Consider the following 14239-nt stretch of genomic DNA (forward strand, 5'->3'; position numbering starts at 1 on the left):
GCTTTTAGTAAGCTCTAATATTTGTACGGCTTTTAATAAGCTCTGATAGGTATATATCGGATGAATTGGCTAAAGTCTAGTCTAGGGGGGAAATGATGTACTAATATTACGCGCTATTACCAAACAAACCACATTTAGCCAACATGTGACTAATTATGATTCAATGCGTTAAATCATATGGTCGTTTCTATTTTACCCCACGAAGCATCGCATCGATCAATTCGTGAGCATCAAATTTGGTTAATGCTTCATCAGCGCCAACTTGTTTTGCCTGACTAACACTAATTTCACTAGACAATGAAGTATGCAAAATAATGTAAGCACTGGCTAAATCAGGGTTATTTTTAACCTCAAAGGCTAACTCATAGCCATCAAGTCCTGGCATTTCAATATCACTCACAAGGATATTCACAGGCTTTTGGTCATTAGCAGCTTGCTGCATGATAGCTAATGCATCATGCCCATCTGAAGTAACATCGTATGCAATGTTAATTGAATCCAGCGCATCTGATAACTGCTTTCGAGCAACTTTAGAATCATCCACTAACAAAATGCGTTTGGGCTTTAATTGTTCGCGCTGCACATCAGTTAAAATAGCGCGGTTAGTCGCAGGATCTTGTGGAAAAATTTTTGCCATTAACAATTCGACATCTAACAACTGAACTAACCGGTCATCTAGTCTAGTCACCCCGGTTAGAAAAACATTGTGACCTAAATTTGAGGCTGGCGCTTCAATATCTCGCCAATTACATTCAATGATTTTATCGATACCACGGACTAAAAAGCCAATCACCATTCGCTGACAATCTGTGATGATAATGTAGCATTTATCTTGCTCACTTTTATCGATAGGTCTGAACCCGATTGCACCAGCCATATCGATAACTGCAATAGTATTACCGCGAATATTTGCCGCGCCGAGGATCATTGGATGAGACTGAGGAATACTTGATAGTGCGGTAAAAGGGACTATTTCACGAATTTTAAGTGTACCAAGTGCAAACTGCTGAGTATGCGATAAATGAAATAGGAGTAATCCTTGGGATTGGCTAGCTTTACTCTTCATATACTCATCCGAAAAACATATTGAAATCAGTAAATCACAGGCTATATAACATAGCAAACCAAGCAAGAGAGTATATTGAATACTAAGCTTAAAGTTGTGACTCTATAGGCAATAATGATAAAAAATCAGCAAAAAACTTTCTCCAAAAACCTGCACCAGGTTCAGCATAAATAACTTTGTCATTAAAGTTATCTAACCAGACTAAGTCACCATCTTCAATGCTGAGCTCATAGGCTTTTTCATCTGCTGTAATGGCAATTCCATTTAAAATATCATGTGCAAATTGTTGATTTTCGATAACCAAACCCATTTCAGTATTAATTAATGCTGAACGTGGGTCAAAATTAAAAGAACCTACGAAGATAACGTCCTCATCAACAACAAAGGTTTTCGCGTGTAAACTGGTTTTACTGCTTCCTTTCCAACTCGATTTTTTTTCCGTTGGATCGCCTCGAACCTCATAAATTTTAACGCCACCTTCTACTAGCTTTTGTCGATATTGTTGGTAACCTGCATGCACAGCAAGAACATCGGTCGCTGCAAGGCTATTGGTGACTATGCTTATTTGCTTTCCTTCTTTAACTGCACTAATTAACTCATTAGTAGCTTCATCACCAGGGACAAAGTAAGGCGATACAATTAACAGTTTTTTCTGAGTTTGATTAAAAAAATAAGCCAAATCATCAAGTAAAATGCCATCTTCTCGCCCTTGTTCAAGCTTATTGGGTGGGTCGAACACCACATGTGCTTTTCCCCAATACCAATCAAGCGTTTTATTTTTAAGTCTCTCAATCAAACGACTGCTTTCAAGACGTTTGGCATACTCACTCTCAGTTAATGTCGCTTCGAACTCTGCCGCTTTGAGCTTCAACATCTCAAGATCAGAATTGAGCTCATTAGCATCGGTAAGTTGTTGAATGCTTTGCACCTGCTCGGAGTTCCAATAGGTATCAAACTGTGTAGAAACTTCATCCACAGCAGGACCAACTGCTAACACATCTAAATCACCAAACTCAACATTTTCATTAGCAGAAAAATATTCATCTCCAATATTTCGTCCGCCAACGATGGTAACTAAATTATCAATGGTCAATGATTTATTATGCATCCGATGGTTCATACGACCAAAATCGCTTAAGAAGGCTAAACCACGATAATGACGTTCGTATGATGGATTAAATAGCCTAATAGAAATGTTGGGATGATTAGCAATAGCCATTAAGCCATCATCATGATTAGCAGTCGTCAGATCATCCAAAAGTATACGGATTCTGACTCCCCGTTCAGCTGCTTTATATAAAAACAAGGTGAGCATTTTCCCTGTTTCATCATTCCGATAGATGTAATATTGCAGATCAACACTCTTTTGCGCGCTATCAATCATCGCCAGCCTTGCTATGAATGCATCAATACCATCTGATAAGGCTTTAATGCCTGTTAAGTTTGGTTTTTTCTGAGAGTTGATATAGGTGGCAAGGGATGTATCGGTTGGCGGAATAAGCTTATATTGCTTTTCAAGGGGCTCAAATTCTACCTTAGAGGCACACCCCGACACGATAAAAGCAAACACATAGCAAAGCAGTAATATGTATTTATTTTTAAGCATCAAGGTTCCCTTTCCTGAATTATTATTTTTGTAGCAATTAAGCTAATCTAAAACTTATCTTTCAAACTAGTCTAATAAACTAATCTCACCAACTAGTTTAATAAAATACGACCAGTTTCTTAATCTTGCAATGCGTACAGCACATCAAACACCAGTTGATCCCAGCCTTCAGAACTAAAAGCTATATCACGAATACAGCGAACTTGGCTAACAGCATGAACGGGAGCAGCCCCATTATCCATTAAATAATAGGCCATCATAATGCCCGTTCGGTCTTTTCCTGAACGACAATGGATTAATACAGGGATGTTGTCAGCTTCACATTGCCTAATAAATGCGAGCGCTTTAGGTGCTTGCTCAGTGAAAATTGCAACATCGCCCTCTTGCGGCGGAATATTTCTAGAAAAAGGTGTACATAAATAGCGAAGCCCTAAAGTTTCTAACTCTACTTTGTCGACACCTTCGCCGTTATTGAGCGACAAGATTGCTCCAATCCCTGATGCTTTAAGTTCAGCTAGATTCCATTCATCTTTATTTGGGCCACTGCGACCAGCAATGACTCCATCTACTAACCAAAATAACTGCTTCATATTTGATGGTTACTCTTAATCTATTACTTGGATGTATTAACTGTTGGTGTTATTCAAAATAGTCTAACGCCAGTGATTTAAATCTTTTCAATTTAAAACTTTGCGGCTTAAATCTTAGAGTCTTAAACCTCTGAGTTTATAGTCTGAGATTTTGTTAAAAATCGCTACTTGGTATCGTCTTTATTTGGGCTACCAGCCCAAATATCGACATTCACAGGGGCTTGTTTTTTCTTCTTTTTCTTACCTGTTCCGGCAGGTTTTGCCATCGGCTTTTCTAGAGCGAACTCATCATCTGGCATTTCTTCATCAGGCTCGAATCCAACAAAGGTTTCGCGCTCTAAGCGAATTTTGTTCTTTTTCTCGATGATGCCAAAATGATGATAATCAGCATGGGCAATTAGCGATAACGCTAAACCCACTTCACCCGCACGACCACTACGACCAATACGGTGCATGTAATCAGCAGGGCTTCGTGGAAGATCAAAGTTAATCACAACAGGTAACTTTTCAATGTCTAATCCACGTGCAGCAATATCTGTGGCAATTAACACTTCAATATCACCGGCTTTAAAGCCATCTAATACACGGTTTCGCGCGCCTTGACCTTTATCACCATGGAATACTTCAGCGGTAATCCCGCGCTTTGATAATTTGTCGGCTAAATGCTTACAGCTGTTTTTTGCATTGACAAAAATCAGCGCTTGGCGCCATTTATTTTGCTTAATTAACTCAGCAAGTAATGCAGTTTTCTTTTCTCGGTTTACCGTAAATACCCGTTGCACCAAAGTACTGGCATCTGCGCTTTGAAGCTGAATTTCGACAGGCTCTTGCAGCAGGCTATCTGTCAGTGTGCGAACTTCTTCTGGGAAAGTGGCAGAAAATAACAAAGTTTGTTTTTTCTGCGGCATTAACGCCAACAAGGCTGAAAGCTCTTCAGTGAAGCCAAGACTTAACATTCTGTCTGCTTCATCAAGTACGAGTGTTTCAACTTTATCAAGCTTAATGGCATTGCTTGAAATCAAATCCAGTAATCGTCCAGGCGTCGCGACTAACACATCGGTACCGCCACGAAGCGCTAACATCTGTGTATTGGCAGATACCCCACCAAATACAGCCGTCGACTTAATAGCACCGTTAAAATAAACCGCGTAAGACTTAACACTGTCAGCAACTTGTTTAGCAAGTTCGCGGGTCGGCACTAGCACCAAAGCAGAAACAAAATTACCTTTGTCTTTTTTAGTACTTAATTGAGCTCGATGAATTTTTTGCAGAATAGGCAACACAAATGTCGCAGTTTTACCTGAACCTGTATTGGCACCCGCTAATAAATCTTTTCCTGCAATCACACTTGGAATCGCTTGCTCCTGAATAGGCGTTGGCGTTTTATATTCCATTTCCGCAAGTCGGTTAGTGATCGGTGCGATTAAACCCAGTTCGGCAAAATCAGTTGCACTCTTTTGCAAGTTTTCAGGTGAATTATTAGCTGATGTCATTAAATTAGGATGCTCAAATATAATTAAAAATTGAATATAACTTTGGTGGTTATTTTAGCTTATTTGAGCAGCTTAAGTTAGCGATATTGCGCATGCTATGCGCAATTTTTGGGCTGAATGTAATTTATGGACGACTTTGGGTCACTTAAGTTGAAGATTGATTGATGAAATCTCACCAATGTTGTTTTTATGTTCGAGCAACATCAATCAAAATAACATGTCAGTTTTCAGTATTTACGCCTTCTAAACTTAATAGATATTGTTTCATCTCAAGTCCATAGGCATAACCTGTTAAGCTTCCATTTTTACCAATAACTCGATGGCAAGGAACAATAATCGCTATCGGGTTAGCGCCGTTTGCAGCGCCTACAGCTCTTACTGCTTTGGGGCGTACTATTTTGTCAGCAATCGCGGCGTAACTGCAAATTTCTCCAAAGTTTAATTCAGTTAACGCGTGCCACACTTGCTGTTGAAACTCAGTGCCTTTAGCAGCAAGTTTTACATCAAATGTTTGCCGTTCGCCTTTAAAGTATTGGCCTAACTCTGTTACCGCCTGAGTCACATAAGCTTTAGCCCGCTCTCGCTCAACTACAGATGGTTCAATTGCAGATGACTCTGTTACAAATGCATCTGCAACCCCATCTGTTTGCTGCTGAGCATTTGTTAAAGTGTCATTGGCAACAGAGTCTTGCTGCACCTGTAGATGAGTTAAACCATACTCTGATGCTTGCAATTTAAGGTTTCCCACAGGGCTACTAATAACCTGTTGGTATATCGGTGGATGATTATTAATTTTCATCGTTTTTCCATAATTGAAAGGTTAAATAACTGCCCCATGGGCTCACTTGATGACTAATTTGCTCAACTAGTTGTTGATATAACTTGGGAGTAAATTCCCTGTCTAAGCCTTTCATAGCATCTTGTTTGACAATTAAGGCTTTAACTCTGTTCTTGATGACCAAATCACCACCAAGAAAAATGTTAGGGTTACTTTCGCCGCGCATTTGAGCGTAAGCTATCGTCCAAGGACCAATTCCTTTAACCTCTATCCAAGTTTCAGGTGACGCTAACGGGTTTTGTGTAACAAACTGACCCAGTCCGTTCAAAGCACGCTTTCTTGCCCCCGGCATTTTAAACTCATCAAGTCCTGCTTCAGCCACTTGTTTGGGAGTTGGAAAAAATAACACTTCCCGCTCCCCAATAGTGCTTTTATCACCATAGTTAACCGCTAATACATTTAATAATTTACTGGCTTGAATCACACTCACTTGTTGACCAAGTACTGCGCGGCAACCCGCTTCAAATACTGATGCGGTGGCTGGGATCCTCAGTCCTGATGACACAGTCATCCCCATAGACACCAATGGCTCAAACGCTGCTTCAATAACATCCATATCGGCATCTAAATCGAGTAACTTGCGTACGTATTGTACGATTTGATACAAGAAGCCTATGTGTTGTTGCTCTTCAAATTGTACGTTCAATGAAAGCTGATTTTTTGCGTTAACCGGAGCGACTTCAAATGTGCCTCTAATTAATTTGTCGTCAAACATCACCGTAAAGCTGCGGCCATAAGACAGCGTTTTTTCGTTAAGCCACTCCATACCTTCAACCGCACGTAATTGATAGAACCTCCACATTTGAAGCCATTGAAAAGGCGGCCTGTAATCCAACAGTAAATTAATCCCTTGCGAACTAGTTTGCGGGCGATGTGAGCAAGCTTTACCTCTTGATTCGCCTGTTTTAGCGGTATTTGAGCGCCTTAATTGCGAGGGGGTTAATTGCAATTGGGACTTAAATACTTCGTTAAAACGCCTAATACTATTAAAACCTGCCGCCATAGCGACATCGGTCATTGAAAGCTGGGTCTGATGTAACAACTGTTTTGCGAACATCAGTTGACGATATAACGCATATTTTTTAGGAGAAGTGCCGAGTTGTTTGTTAAACAGCTGACTCAAATAGCGAGAGCTTATCCCAAGACGAGAAGATAAATCCGTCAATGACTCAGCGTGCTCGCCACTCAGACAACCACCATCAATTAAACGAATAGCTCTTTGTAAACTGGTGCTCGTTCCTTGCCATGCATTTGATTGCGGCGCACTATCTGGTCTGCAACGTAAACATGGTCTGAGCCCTGCTTCTGCCGCTTTAATAGCTGAATCAAAATAAACCACATTCTGTTCTTTAGGGGGCGATGCTGGGCAAATAGAACGACAAAAAATACCAGTAGTTTTAACACCAATGAAAAAGCGACCATCAAAACGAGCATCACGGCTTAATCTTGCCTGCCTGCAAACATCGTCTGACAAATGACAATTCACAGAACCTTGATTTGGTGCAGTATCGTGAGTTAATGAAGCAAAACTCGGTTCATTCGAACTATTGGTTTCATTAATATTAGAAGTCTTCATAACGGCTTAGGTTCGCTCACAACAACTTAAAGTAAATCTACTGTAACCAAAGTTAACCGTACTCACTAGCGGAAAACGGAACTCAATGATGATTCTTTTGACCATGAATTGTAATAATCAATTCAACACTTAGTTCACAAGTTACGGTATCCTAGCAATAACTAATATTTGTTTGAGCTGTTGATGTTTAAATTTTTCGAATCGTTAACCAATCCCCTTCCTCAAGAAGAACCATCCCAAGCCCCAAAAGGCATTTATGCTTTTTGCCGTCATTACACTCGTGGGTTTGAAAAGCATCTGATTATCATGTCGATGTTAACTGCATCGTTGGCCGTTTTAGAGGTCTCTTTATTTGGCTTTATGGGGAAATTAGTTGACTGGCTAGTGACTAAAAACCCTGAAACCTTATGGCAGGATGAAGGCAATACCTTAATCGGCATGTCAATTATCGTGCTGGTTGTGATCCCTCTATTAGTTTGGCTACACGCCTCTATCGTCCATCAAACCTTATTGGGTAATTACCCTATGGCGATTCGTTGGCAAGCTCATCGTTATTTGCTTAAGCAGAGTATTTCGTTCTATCAAGACGATTTTGCAGGCCGTATCGCTACTAAAGTGATGCAAACCTCATTAGCTGTGCGTGAGACAGTGATGAAATTACTCGATGTATTGATGTATATCCTGATTTACTTCACCTCAATGCTAGTCATGATCGCCAGCGCAGATATACGCTTAATGTTGCCCATGCTGATATGGTTATTTGCTTACGTCGCAATTCAATGGAAATTAGTACCTAAACTTAAAGCTATTTCAGCAAAGCAAGCCGATGCGCGTTCGACAATGACAGGACGTATTGTGGATAGCTACACCAATATTGCGACTGTTAAGCTGTTTTCTCACACCAAGCAAGAAGCTGATTACGCACAAGACAGTATGATGGGCTTTTTACACACGGTTTATGGCCAAATGCGTCTTGTCACCATCATCAACGTATTAGTCCAAGCCATTAACTACATGTTGGCATTCACAATTGCTGCAGTATCAATTTGGCTTTGGGCAGACAACGCCATTACCGTAGGCGCGATTGCTATTGCGGTGAGTTTAGCCTTAAGGCTAAATGGTATGTCGCAATGGATCATGTGGGAAATTAGTTCTTTATTTGAAAACATCGGTACTGTCACCGACGGAATGAACACGTTATCTAAGCCTATTGAAATTGAAGATAAGCCTGATGCCAAAGATATCATCGTCGATAATGGTAAAATTGATTTTAATGATGTTAGCTTTAACTATGGTGAAGATTCTGGGGTGATTAACGATTTAAATCTCAATATCAAAGCGGGTGAAAAAGTCGGCTTAGTTGGCCGTTCTGGTGCCGGTAAATCAACATTAGTTAACTTACTCATGCGATTTCATGATGTCGAAAAAGGCCATGTTGCCATCGATGATCAAAAAATTACCGATGTCACCCAAGACTCATTACGTTCAATGATTGGCATGGTTACCCAAGATACTTCTCTACTACATCGCTCAATCCGTGAAAACATACTTTATGGTGACCCAACGGCTTCAGATGAGCAGTTAATGGCCGCAATTGAGCAAGCTCAAGCCAGCGAGTTCATTCAAGACTTATCCGATCCTTTCGGTAATACCGGCTTAGATGCACAAGTGGGTGAGCGCGGGGTTAAATTATCGGGCGGCCAGCGTCAACGAATCGCAATTGCACGTGTATTACTTAAAAATGCGCCGATTCTTTTACTTGATGAAGCGACATCTGCGTTAGATTCTGAGGTTGAAGCTGCGATTCAAGAAAGTTTGTATGAGTTGATGCAAGGTAAAACGGTAATTGCTATTGCCCATCGCTTATCAACTATTGCAGCAATGGACAGATTGATCGTATTAGATAAAGGCAAAATAGTTGAACAAGGTACGCATCAAGAATTAATCAAATCTGGTGGGATATACGCACAGTTATGGGCACATCAAACAGGTGGGTTCTTAGGGATCGATTAAGCTTAAATTAAGTTTATAAAGCCGTTCAATGTAATCATTGAGCGGCTTTTTTATGGTTTAAACAACAATATGCAGAGTGGATATAGACTAGCTTTATCGTTAAAAACTCTGGTTCATGAAGATTTGCTCATACTTTACAAAAAGGATGAGTGATAGGTTCTGAAAACAAAAAGTGTAGAACACAGTAAAATTGAACAGAAAAAATGAACTGTTGGAGTATAAATCAGATTTGAGAATTTAATGAGGTAAAGCAAAAGAAATGGTGGTCGATACTGGGCTCGAACCAGTGACCCCCTCCTTGTAAGGGAGGTGCTCTCCCAGCTGAGCTAATCGACCTGGGGATTTCATAATGTTTTAATTCTTTATAAAAAGAATGGTGGTCGATACTGGGCTCGAACCAGTGACCCCCTCCTTGTAAGGGAGGTGCTCTCCCAGCTGAGCTAATCGACCTGGGATTTCATAATGTTTTAATTCTTTATGAAAAGAATGGTGGTCGATACTGGGCTCGAACCAGTGACCCCCTCCTTGTAAGGGAGGTGCTCTCCCAGCTGAGCTAATCGACCTGGGATTTCATAATGTTTTAATTCTTTATGAAAAGAATGGTGGTCGATACTGGGCTCGAACCAGTGACCCCCTCCTTGTAAGGGAGGTGCTCTCCCAGCTGAGCTAATCGACCTGGGATTTCATAATGTTTTAATTCTTTATGAAAAGAATGGTGGTCGATACTGGGCTCGAACCAGTGACCCCCTCCTTGTAAGGGAGGTGCTCTCCCAGCTGAGCTAATCGACCTGGGATTTCATAATGTTTTAATTCTTCATGAAAAGAATGGTGGTCGATACTGGGCTCGAACCAGTGACCCCCTCCTTGTAAGGGAGGTGCTCTCCCAGCTGAGCTAATCGACCTGGGATTTACACAATGATTTAATTCTCTATAAATAAAGAATGGTGGTCGATACTGGGCTCGAACCAGTGACCCCCTCCTTGTAAGGGAGGTGCTCTCCCAGCTGAGCTAATCGACCTCGCTGTGTGGGGCCGTATTATAGGGAGCAACGAAATACTGTCAACGACTTTTTCATTTAAAAAGCTTAGCCGTGGTAAAAACGTGCGGATTGTTGAATTGTTAAACGCTTTAAAGGCCATGAATGATGAAATAGACTGCTTAGAATACAAAATTGTTTATCCTTTCCTCTGGCCTTCTATCACTACAATGGTTATTTCGAATAACATTGAGCGTAAATTCATCATGCATGTATCAAAAGTTGTTCAGTCATTTAATTAATCGAACCTATTTATTGCTTTAGCTATTAAAAAAGAAACAACAGTCCAAAAAGCAACTAAATGGATTCACCTGGCTGATTTGAGGTTCAGTCAAAGTTTAATCGACCACTTTACTCATTCTTAACCTTAAAATTTCAATTTATAAGCAACCTCATTTCGGGTTAAGAGTTGAATAAGTGAGATTTAAATAGCCAATATTCAACTGCCTAGTTTCAAAATTGAGCTTTGGTCTCATAGCTAGGCCAATTTGCATATCAATAGCAAGCAAGAGAATTCAGCACTTTTAGATGTGCAACGAGCAGTTTGATATGCATCTATTAGCCCGAGTTGTGGTTAAGTAAGCAATTAGCACTTTCTTTGGCTATAGTTTTTTTGCTTATGATGTTCATTATGGCTCTGCTTAATTGACGCAGTTTAAATTATCAATAGTGAAACTCGCATAACAAGGTGGTTTGGGTATAGAATATCGGCCACTTAATTATATCAGTCTTTATATAGACGTTTTGAAAATAGGTCAGTGTCCCATTATGACAACAAAGACGCGTTTTGCTCCTAGCCCAACAGGCTTTTTACATGTAGGTGGTGCTCGTACGGCACTTTATTCTTGGCTTTATGCCCGCGCAAACCAAGGCGAGTTTGTTTTACGTGTAGAAGATACTGATATTGAACGTTCAACTCCTGAAGCTTGCGCGGCAATTCTTGAAGGAATGGAATGGTTAGGACTAACTTGGGACGAAGGTCCTTATTACCAAACTAAACGTTTCGATCGTTACAACGAAATCATCGCTCAAATGCTTGAACAAGGTACTGCTTATAAGTGTTACTGTTCTCGCGAACGTATTGAAACAATGCGTGAAGAACAAGCAGCAAATGGCGAATCACAGAAATATGACGGCCGCTGTCGCGATCTTGAACCTCGTGATACTGACGAGCCATTTGTTATTCGCTTCAAAAATCCAACCGAAGGTAGTGTTGTGTTTGATGATCACGTACGTGGTCGTATCGAATTTGCTAATGACACATTAGATGACTTAATTATCGCCCGTACAGAAGGTACGCCGACTTACAACTTCTGTGTTGTAGTTGATGACTGGGATATGGGTATTACTTGTGTTGTTCGTGGAGAAGACCACATCAACAACACCCCTCGCCAAATTAACATCCTTAAAGCATTAGGTGCACCAGTTCCTGAATATGCTCATGTATCGATGATTTTAGGTGATGACGGCGCAAAACTCTCTAAACGTCATGGTGCTGTTGGTGTAATGCAATATCGTGATGATGGTTACTTGCCAGAAGCACTTCTTAACTACCTTGTACGTTTAGGTTGGTCACATGGCGACCAAGAAGTATTTTCGATGGATGAAATGATTTCGTTATTCAAACTAGACGATATCAATAAAGCTGCTTCTGCCTTTAATACTGAAAAGTTAAATTGGTTAAACCAACACTACATTAAAGAGCTTGCTCCAGAATATATTGCAACACATCTTCAATGGCATATGGATGACCAAAAAATTGATACAGCAAATGGCCCAGCATTAGCTGAAGTTGTTACTGCATTATCTGAAAGAGCAAAAACCTTGAAAGAGTTAGCAGCTTCTAGCCGCTACTTTTACGAAGACCTCGATGCTTTTGACGAAAATGCCGCTAAAAAGCATTTACGTGGCGTAGCCATGGAGCCATTAAAGCTCATTCAACAAAAAATTTCTGCACTTCCTGAGTGGACAGTTGAAGCTATACATCAAGCAATTGAAGATACTGCTGCAGAACTTGAAGTGGGAATGGGTAAAGTCGGAATGCCTTTACGTGTAGCCGTTACAGGCACTGGTATGTCACCTGCTGTAGATTTAACCTTATTTTTGGTTGGAAAGGCTCGTTGCGAACAAAGAATATCCAAAGCGATTGAATTTGTAGCAGATAGAATAAATTCTTAAAAAACGAGTTGACACTTTTGGCGAGGCTGCATAGAATGCGCCTCGCAGTTGAGACACAACGTGATTATTTATCGCAGTATGTCCAAATGCATTAAGTATAGTTGAGGGGCTATAGCTCAGCTGGGAGAGCGCTTCGCTGGCAGCGAAGAGGTCCACGGTTCGATCCCGTGTAGCTCCACCAATTATACTTAAATCAAAGCGTTAAGTTTTAGCCTACAGAACTTAATGAGTCATTCACTCTTTGCAGAGTCTAATGCAGTCCGGGTCCCCTTCGTCTAGAGGCCTAGGACACCGCCCTTTCACGGCGGTAACAGGGGTTCGAATCCCCTAGGGGATACCACTATTTATTTTTTCTTGATGTATTTCGAGAAAATAAAAAAGCGTTAAGTTTTAGCCTACAGAACTTAATGAGTCATTCACTCTTTGCAGAGTCTAATGCAGTCCGGGTCCCCTTCGATTAAAAGAAGAGAGAGCCTAGGACACCGCGCTATTTTATTAAGAGCACGGCGGTTTCACTTTAACAGCCTTCTAAAGTGTTACTTATAGGTCTTCGTTATATTAGAAGTAAAACAATATGTCCGGGTCCCCTTCGTCTAGAGGCCTAGGACACCGCCCTTTCACGGCGGTAACAGGGGTTCGAATCCCCTAGGGGATACCACTATTTATTTTTTCTTGATGTATTTCGAGAAAATAAAAAAGCGTTAAGTTTTAGCCTACAGAACTTAATGAGTCATTCACTCTTTGCAGAGTCTAATGCAGTCCGGGTCCCCTTCGTCTAGAGGCCTAGGACACCGCCCTTTCACGGCGGTAACAGGGGTTCGAATCCCCTAGGGGATACCACTATTTATTTTTTCTTGATGTATTTCGAGAAAATAAAAAAAGCGTTAAGTTTTAGCCTACAGAACTTAATGAGTCATTCACTCTTTGCAGAGTCTAATGCAGTCCGGGTCCCCTTCGTCTAGAGGCCTAGGACACCGCCCTTTCACGGCGGTAACAGGGGTTCGAATCCCCTAGGGGATACCACTATTTATTTTTTCTTGATGTATTTCGAGAAAATAAAAAAGCGTTAAGTTTTAGCCTACAGAACTTAATGAGTCATTCACTCTTTGCAGAGTCTAATGCAGTCCGGGTCACCTTCGATTAAAGAAGAGAGAGCCTAGGACACCGCGCTTTTTTATTAAGAGCACGGCGGTTTCACTTTAACAGCCTTCTAAAGTGTTACTTATAGGTCTTCGTTATATTAGAAGTAAAACAATATGTCCGGGTCCCCTTCGTCTAGAGGCCTAGGACACCGCCCTTTCACGGCGGTAACAGGGGTTCGAATCCCCTAGGGGATACCACTATTTATTTTTTCTTGATGTATTTCGAGAAAATAAAAAAGCGTTAAGTTTTAGCCTACAGAACTTAATGAGTCATTCACTCTTTGCAGAGTCTAATGCAGTCCGGGTCCCCTTCGATTAAAAGAAGAGAGAGCCTAGGACACCGCGCTATTTTATTAAGAGCACGGCGGTTTCACTTTAACAGCCTTCTAAAGTGTTACTTATAGGTCTTCGTTATATTAGAAGTAAAACAATATGTCCGGGTCCCCTTCGTCTAGAGGCCTAGGACACCGCCCTTTCACGGCGGTAACAGGGGTTCGAATCCCCTAGGGGATACCACTATTTATTTTTCTTGATGTATTTCGAGAAAATAAAAAAGCGTTAAGTTTTAGCCTACAGAACTTAATGAGTCATTCACTCTTTGCAGAGTCTAATGCAGTCCGGGTCCCCTTCGTCTAGAGGCCTAGGACACCGCCCTTTCACGGCGGTAACAGGGGTTCGAATCCCCTAGGGGATACCACTCT

Annotated in this window: 8 protein-coding genes and 15 tRNA genes; 10 read left to right on the forward strand and 13 right to left on the reverse strand. The window is 41.0% G+C overall.

Annotated features, from left to right (window positions below; genetic code table 11):
* Positions 1-187 precede the first annotated feature (187 nt).
* The 6 genes from QPX86_RS13875 to QPX86_RS13900 form a co-directional block, all read right to left on the reverse strand.
* Entirely contained in the window at positions 188-1066 is an 879-nt protein-coding gene (locus QPX86_RS13875) for a chemotaxis protein (RefSeq protein ID WP_220754792.1), read from the reverse strand.
* A gap of 88 nt (positions 1067-1154) precedes the next feature.
* Positions 1155-2672, reverse strand: coding sequence for a phospholipase D family protein (locus QPX86_RS13880; protein WP_220754793.1), 1518 nt, complete (start codon positions 2670-2672; stop codon positions 1155-1157).
* A 119-nt stretch (positions 2673-2791) separates the two neighbouring features.
* Positions 2792-3262, reverse strand: a complete 471-nt coding sequence (locus tag QPX86_RS13885; protein WP_285163027.1) for a phosphatase domain-containing putative toxin — start codon at positions 3260-3262, stop codon at positions 2792-2794.
* A 164-nt stretch (positions 3263-3426) separates the two neighbouring features.
* Positions 3427-4755 (reverse strand): DEAD/DEAH box helicase, encoded by a 1329-nt coding sequence (locus QPX86_RS13890; protein WP_285163028.1) that lies wholly within the window; start codon positions 4753-4755, stop codon positions 3427-3429.
* Positions 4756-4975: 220 nt separating this feature from the next.
* On the reverse strand, positions 4976-5554 hold the full coding sequence (locus QPX86_RS13895; protein ID WP_285163029.1) for a methylated-DNA--[protein]-cysteine S-methyltransferase: 579 nt from the start codon (positions 5552-5554) through the stop codon (positions 4976-4978).
* Complete coding sequence (locus tag QPX86_RS13900) at positions 5544-7169, reverse strand: DNA-3-methyladenine glycosylase 2 family protein (protein WP_285163030.1); 1626 nt, start codon at positions 7167-7169, stop codon at positions 5544-5546. The genes QPX86_RS13895 and QPX86_RS13900 overlap by 11 nt, the downstream gene beginning before the upstream one ends.
* A gap of 183 nt (positions 7170-7352) precedes the next feature.
* On the opposite strand from QPX86_RS13900, the gene QPX86_RS13905 reads away from it, so the two are divergent.
* Positions 7353-9182 (forward strand): ABC transporter ATP-binding protein, encoded by a 1830-nt coding sequence (locus QPX86_RS13905; RefSeq protein WP_220754798.1) that lies wholly within the window; start codon positions 7353-7355, stop codon positions 9180-9182.
* A gap of 260 nt (positions 9183-9442) precedes the next feature.
* Here the strand turns inward: QPX86_RS13905 and QPX86_RS13910 are convergent.
* From QPX86_RS13910 to QPX86_RS13940, 7 genes are all read right to left on the reverse strand, one after another.
* Positions 9443-9518 (reverse strand) — tRNA-Val (locus QPX86_RS13910).
* A 38-nt stretch (positions 9519-9556) separates the two neighbouring features.
* Positions 9557-9632 (reverse strand) — tRNA-Val (locus QPX86_RS13915).
* Positions 9633-9669: 37 nt separating this feature from the next.
* A tRNA-Val gene (locus tag QPX86_RS13920) sits at positions 9670-9745 on the reverse strand.
* A gap of 37 nt (positions 9746-9782) precedes the next feature.
* Positions 9783-9858 (reverse strand) — tRNA-Val (locus QPX86_RS13925).
* Between the two features lie 37 nt (positions 9859-9895).
* Positions 9896-9971: transfer RNA gene (locus QPX86_RS13930), tRNA-Val, on the reverse strand.
* A gap of 37 nt (positions 9972-10008) precedes the next feature.
* Positions 10009-10084: transfer RNA gene (locus QPX86_RS13935), tRNA-Val, on the reverse strand.
* A gap of 40 nt (positions 10085-10124) precedes the next feature.
* Positions 10125-10200, reverse strand: a tRNA-Val gene (locus QPX86_RS13940).
* 786 nt (positions 10201-10986) lie between these two features.
* On the opposite strand from QPX86_RS13940, the gene gltX reads away from it, so the two are divergent.
* The 9 genes from gltX (at position 10987) to QPX86_RS13985 (ending at position 14235) form a co-directional block, all read left to right on the forward strand.
* A complete protein-coding gene (gene gltX / locus QPX86_RS13945) occupies positions 10987-12396 on the forward strand; it encodes a glutamate--tRNA ligase (protein ID WP_285163031.1) in 1410 nt (469 codons plus the stop codon).
* Between the two features lie 105 nt (positions 12397-12501).
* Positions 12502-12577, forward strand: a tRNA-Ala gene (locus QPX86_RS13950).
* Between the two features lie 83 nt (positions 12578-12660).
* Positions 12661-12736: transfer RNA gene (locus QPX86_RS13955), tRNA-Glu, on the forward strand.
* A 242-nt stretch (positions 12737-12978) separates the two neighbouring features.
* Positions 12979-13054: transfer RNA gene (locus QPX86_RS13960), tRNA-Glu, on the forward strand.
* A 106-nt stretch (positions 13055-13160) separates the two neighbouring features.
* Positions 13161-13236 (forward strand) — tRNA-Glu (locus QPX86_RS13965).
* A 107-nt stretch (positions 13237-13343) separates the two neighbouring features.
* Positions 13344-13419 (forward strand) — tRNA-Glu (locus QPX86_RS13970).
* 241 nt (positions 13420-13660) lie between these two features.
* A tRNA-Glu gene (locus QPX86_RS13975) sits at positions 13661-13736 on the forward strand.
* A 242-nt stretch (positions 13737-13978) separates the two neighbouring features.
* Positions 13979-14054 (forward strand) — tRNA-Glu (locus tag QPX86_RS13980).
* A 105-nt stretch (positions 14055-14159) separates the two neighbouring features.
* A tRNA-Glu gene (locus QPX86_RS13985) sits at positions 14160-14235 on the forward strand.
* Positions 14236-14239: the final 4 nt, after the last annotated feature.

The organism is Shewanella goraebulensis (assembly GCF_030252245.1).
GTDB lineage: Bacteria > Pseudomonadota > Gammaproteobacteria > Enterobacterales > Shewanellaceae > Shewanella > Shewanella goraebulensis.

What these genes read in the sequence shown, in the direction of transcription:
- QPX86_RS13890 (WP_285163028.1), bottom strand. Translation starts at nt 4,755, where the DNA reads ATGACATCAGCTAATAATTCACCTGAAAACTTGCAAAAGAGTGCAACT.
- QPX86_RS13895 (WP_285163029.1), bottom strand. Translation starts at nt 5,554, where the DNA reads ATGAAAATTAATAATCATCCACCGATATACCAACAGGTTATTAGTAGC.
- QPX86_RS13885 (WP_285163027.1), bottom strand. Translation starts at nt 3,262, where the DNA reads ATGAAGCAGTTATTTTGGTTAGTAGATGGAGTCATTGCTGGTCGCAGT.
- QPX86_RS13905 (WP_220754798.1), top strand. Translation starts at nt 7,353, where the DNA reads ATGTTTAAATTTTTCGAATCGTTAACCAATCCCCTTCCTCAAGAAGAA.
- QPX86_RS13875 (WP_220754792.1), bottom strand. Translation starts at nt 1,066, where the DNA reads ATGAAGAGTAAAGCTAGCCAATCCCAAGGATTACTCCTATTTCATTTA.
- QPX86_RS13900 (WP_285163030.1), bottom strand. Translation starts at nt 7,169, where the DNA reads ATGAAGACTTCTAATATTAATGAAACCAATAGTTCGAATGAACCGAGT.
- QPX86_RS13880 (WP_220754793.1), bottom strand. Translation starts at nt 2,672, where the DNA reads ATGCTTAAAAATAAATACATATTACTGCTTTGCTATGTGTTTGCTTTT.
- gltX (WP_285163031.1), top strand. Translation starts at nt 10,987, where the DNA reads ATGACAACAAAGACGCGTTTTGCTCCTAGCCCAACAGGCTTTTTACAT.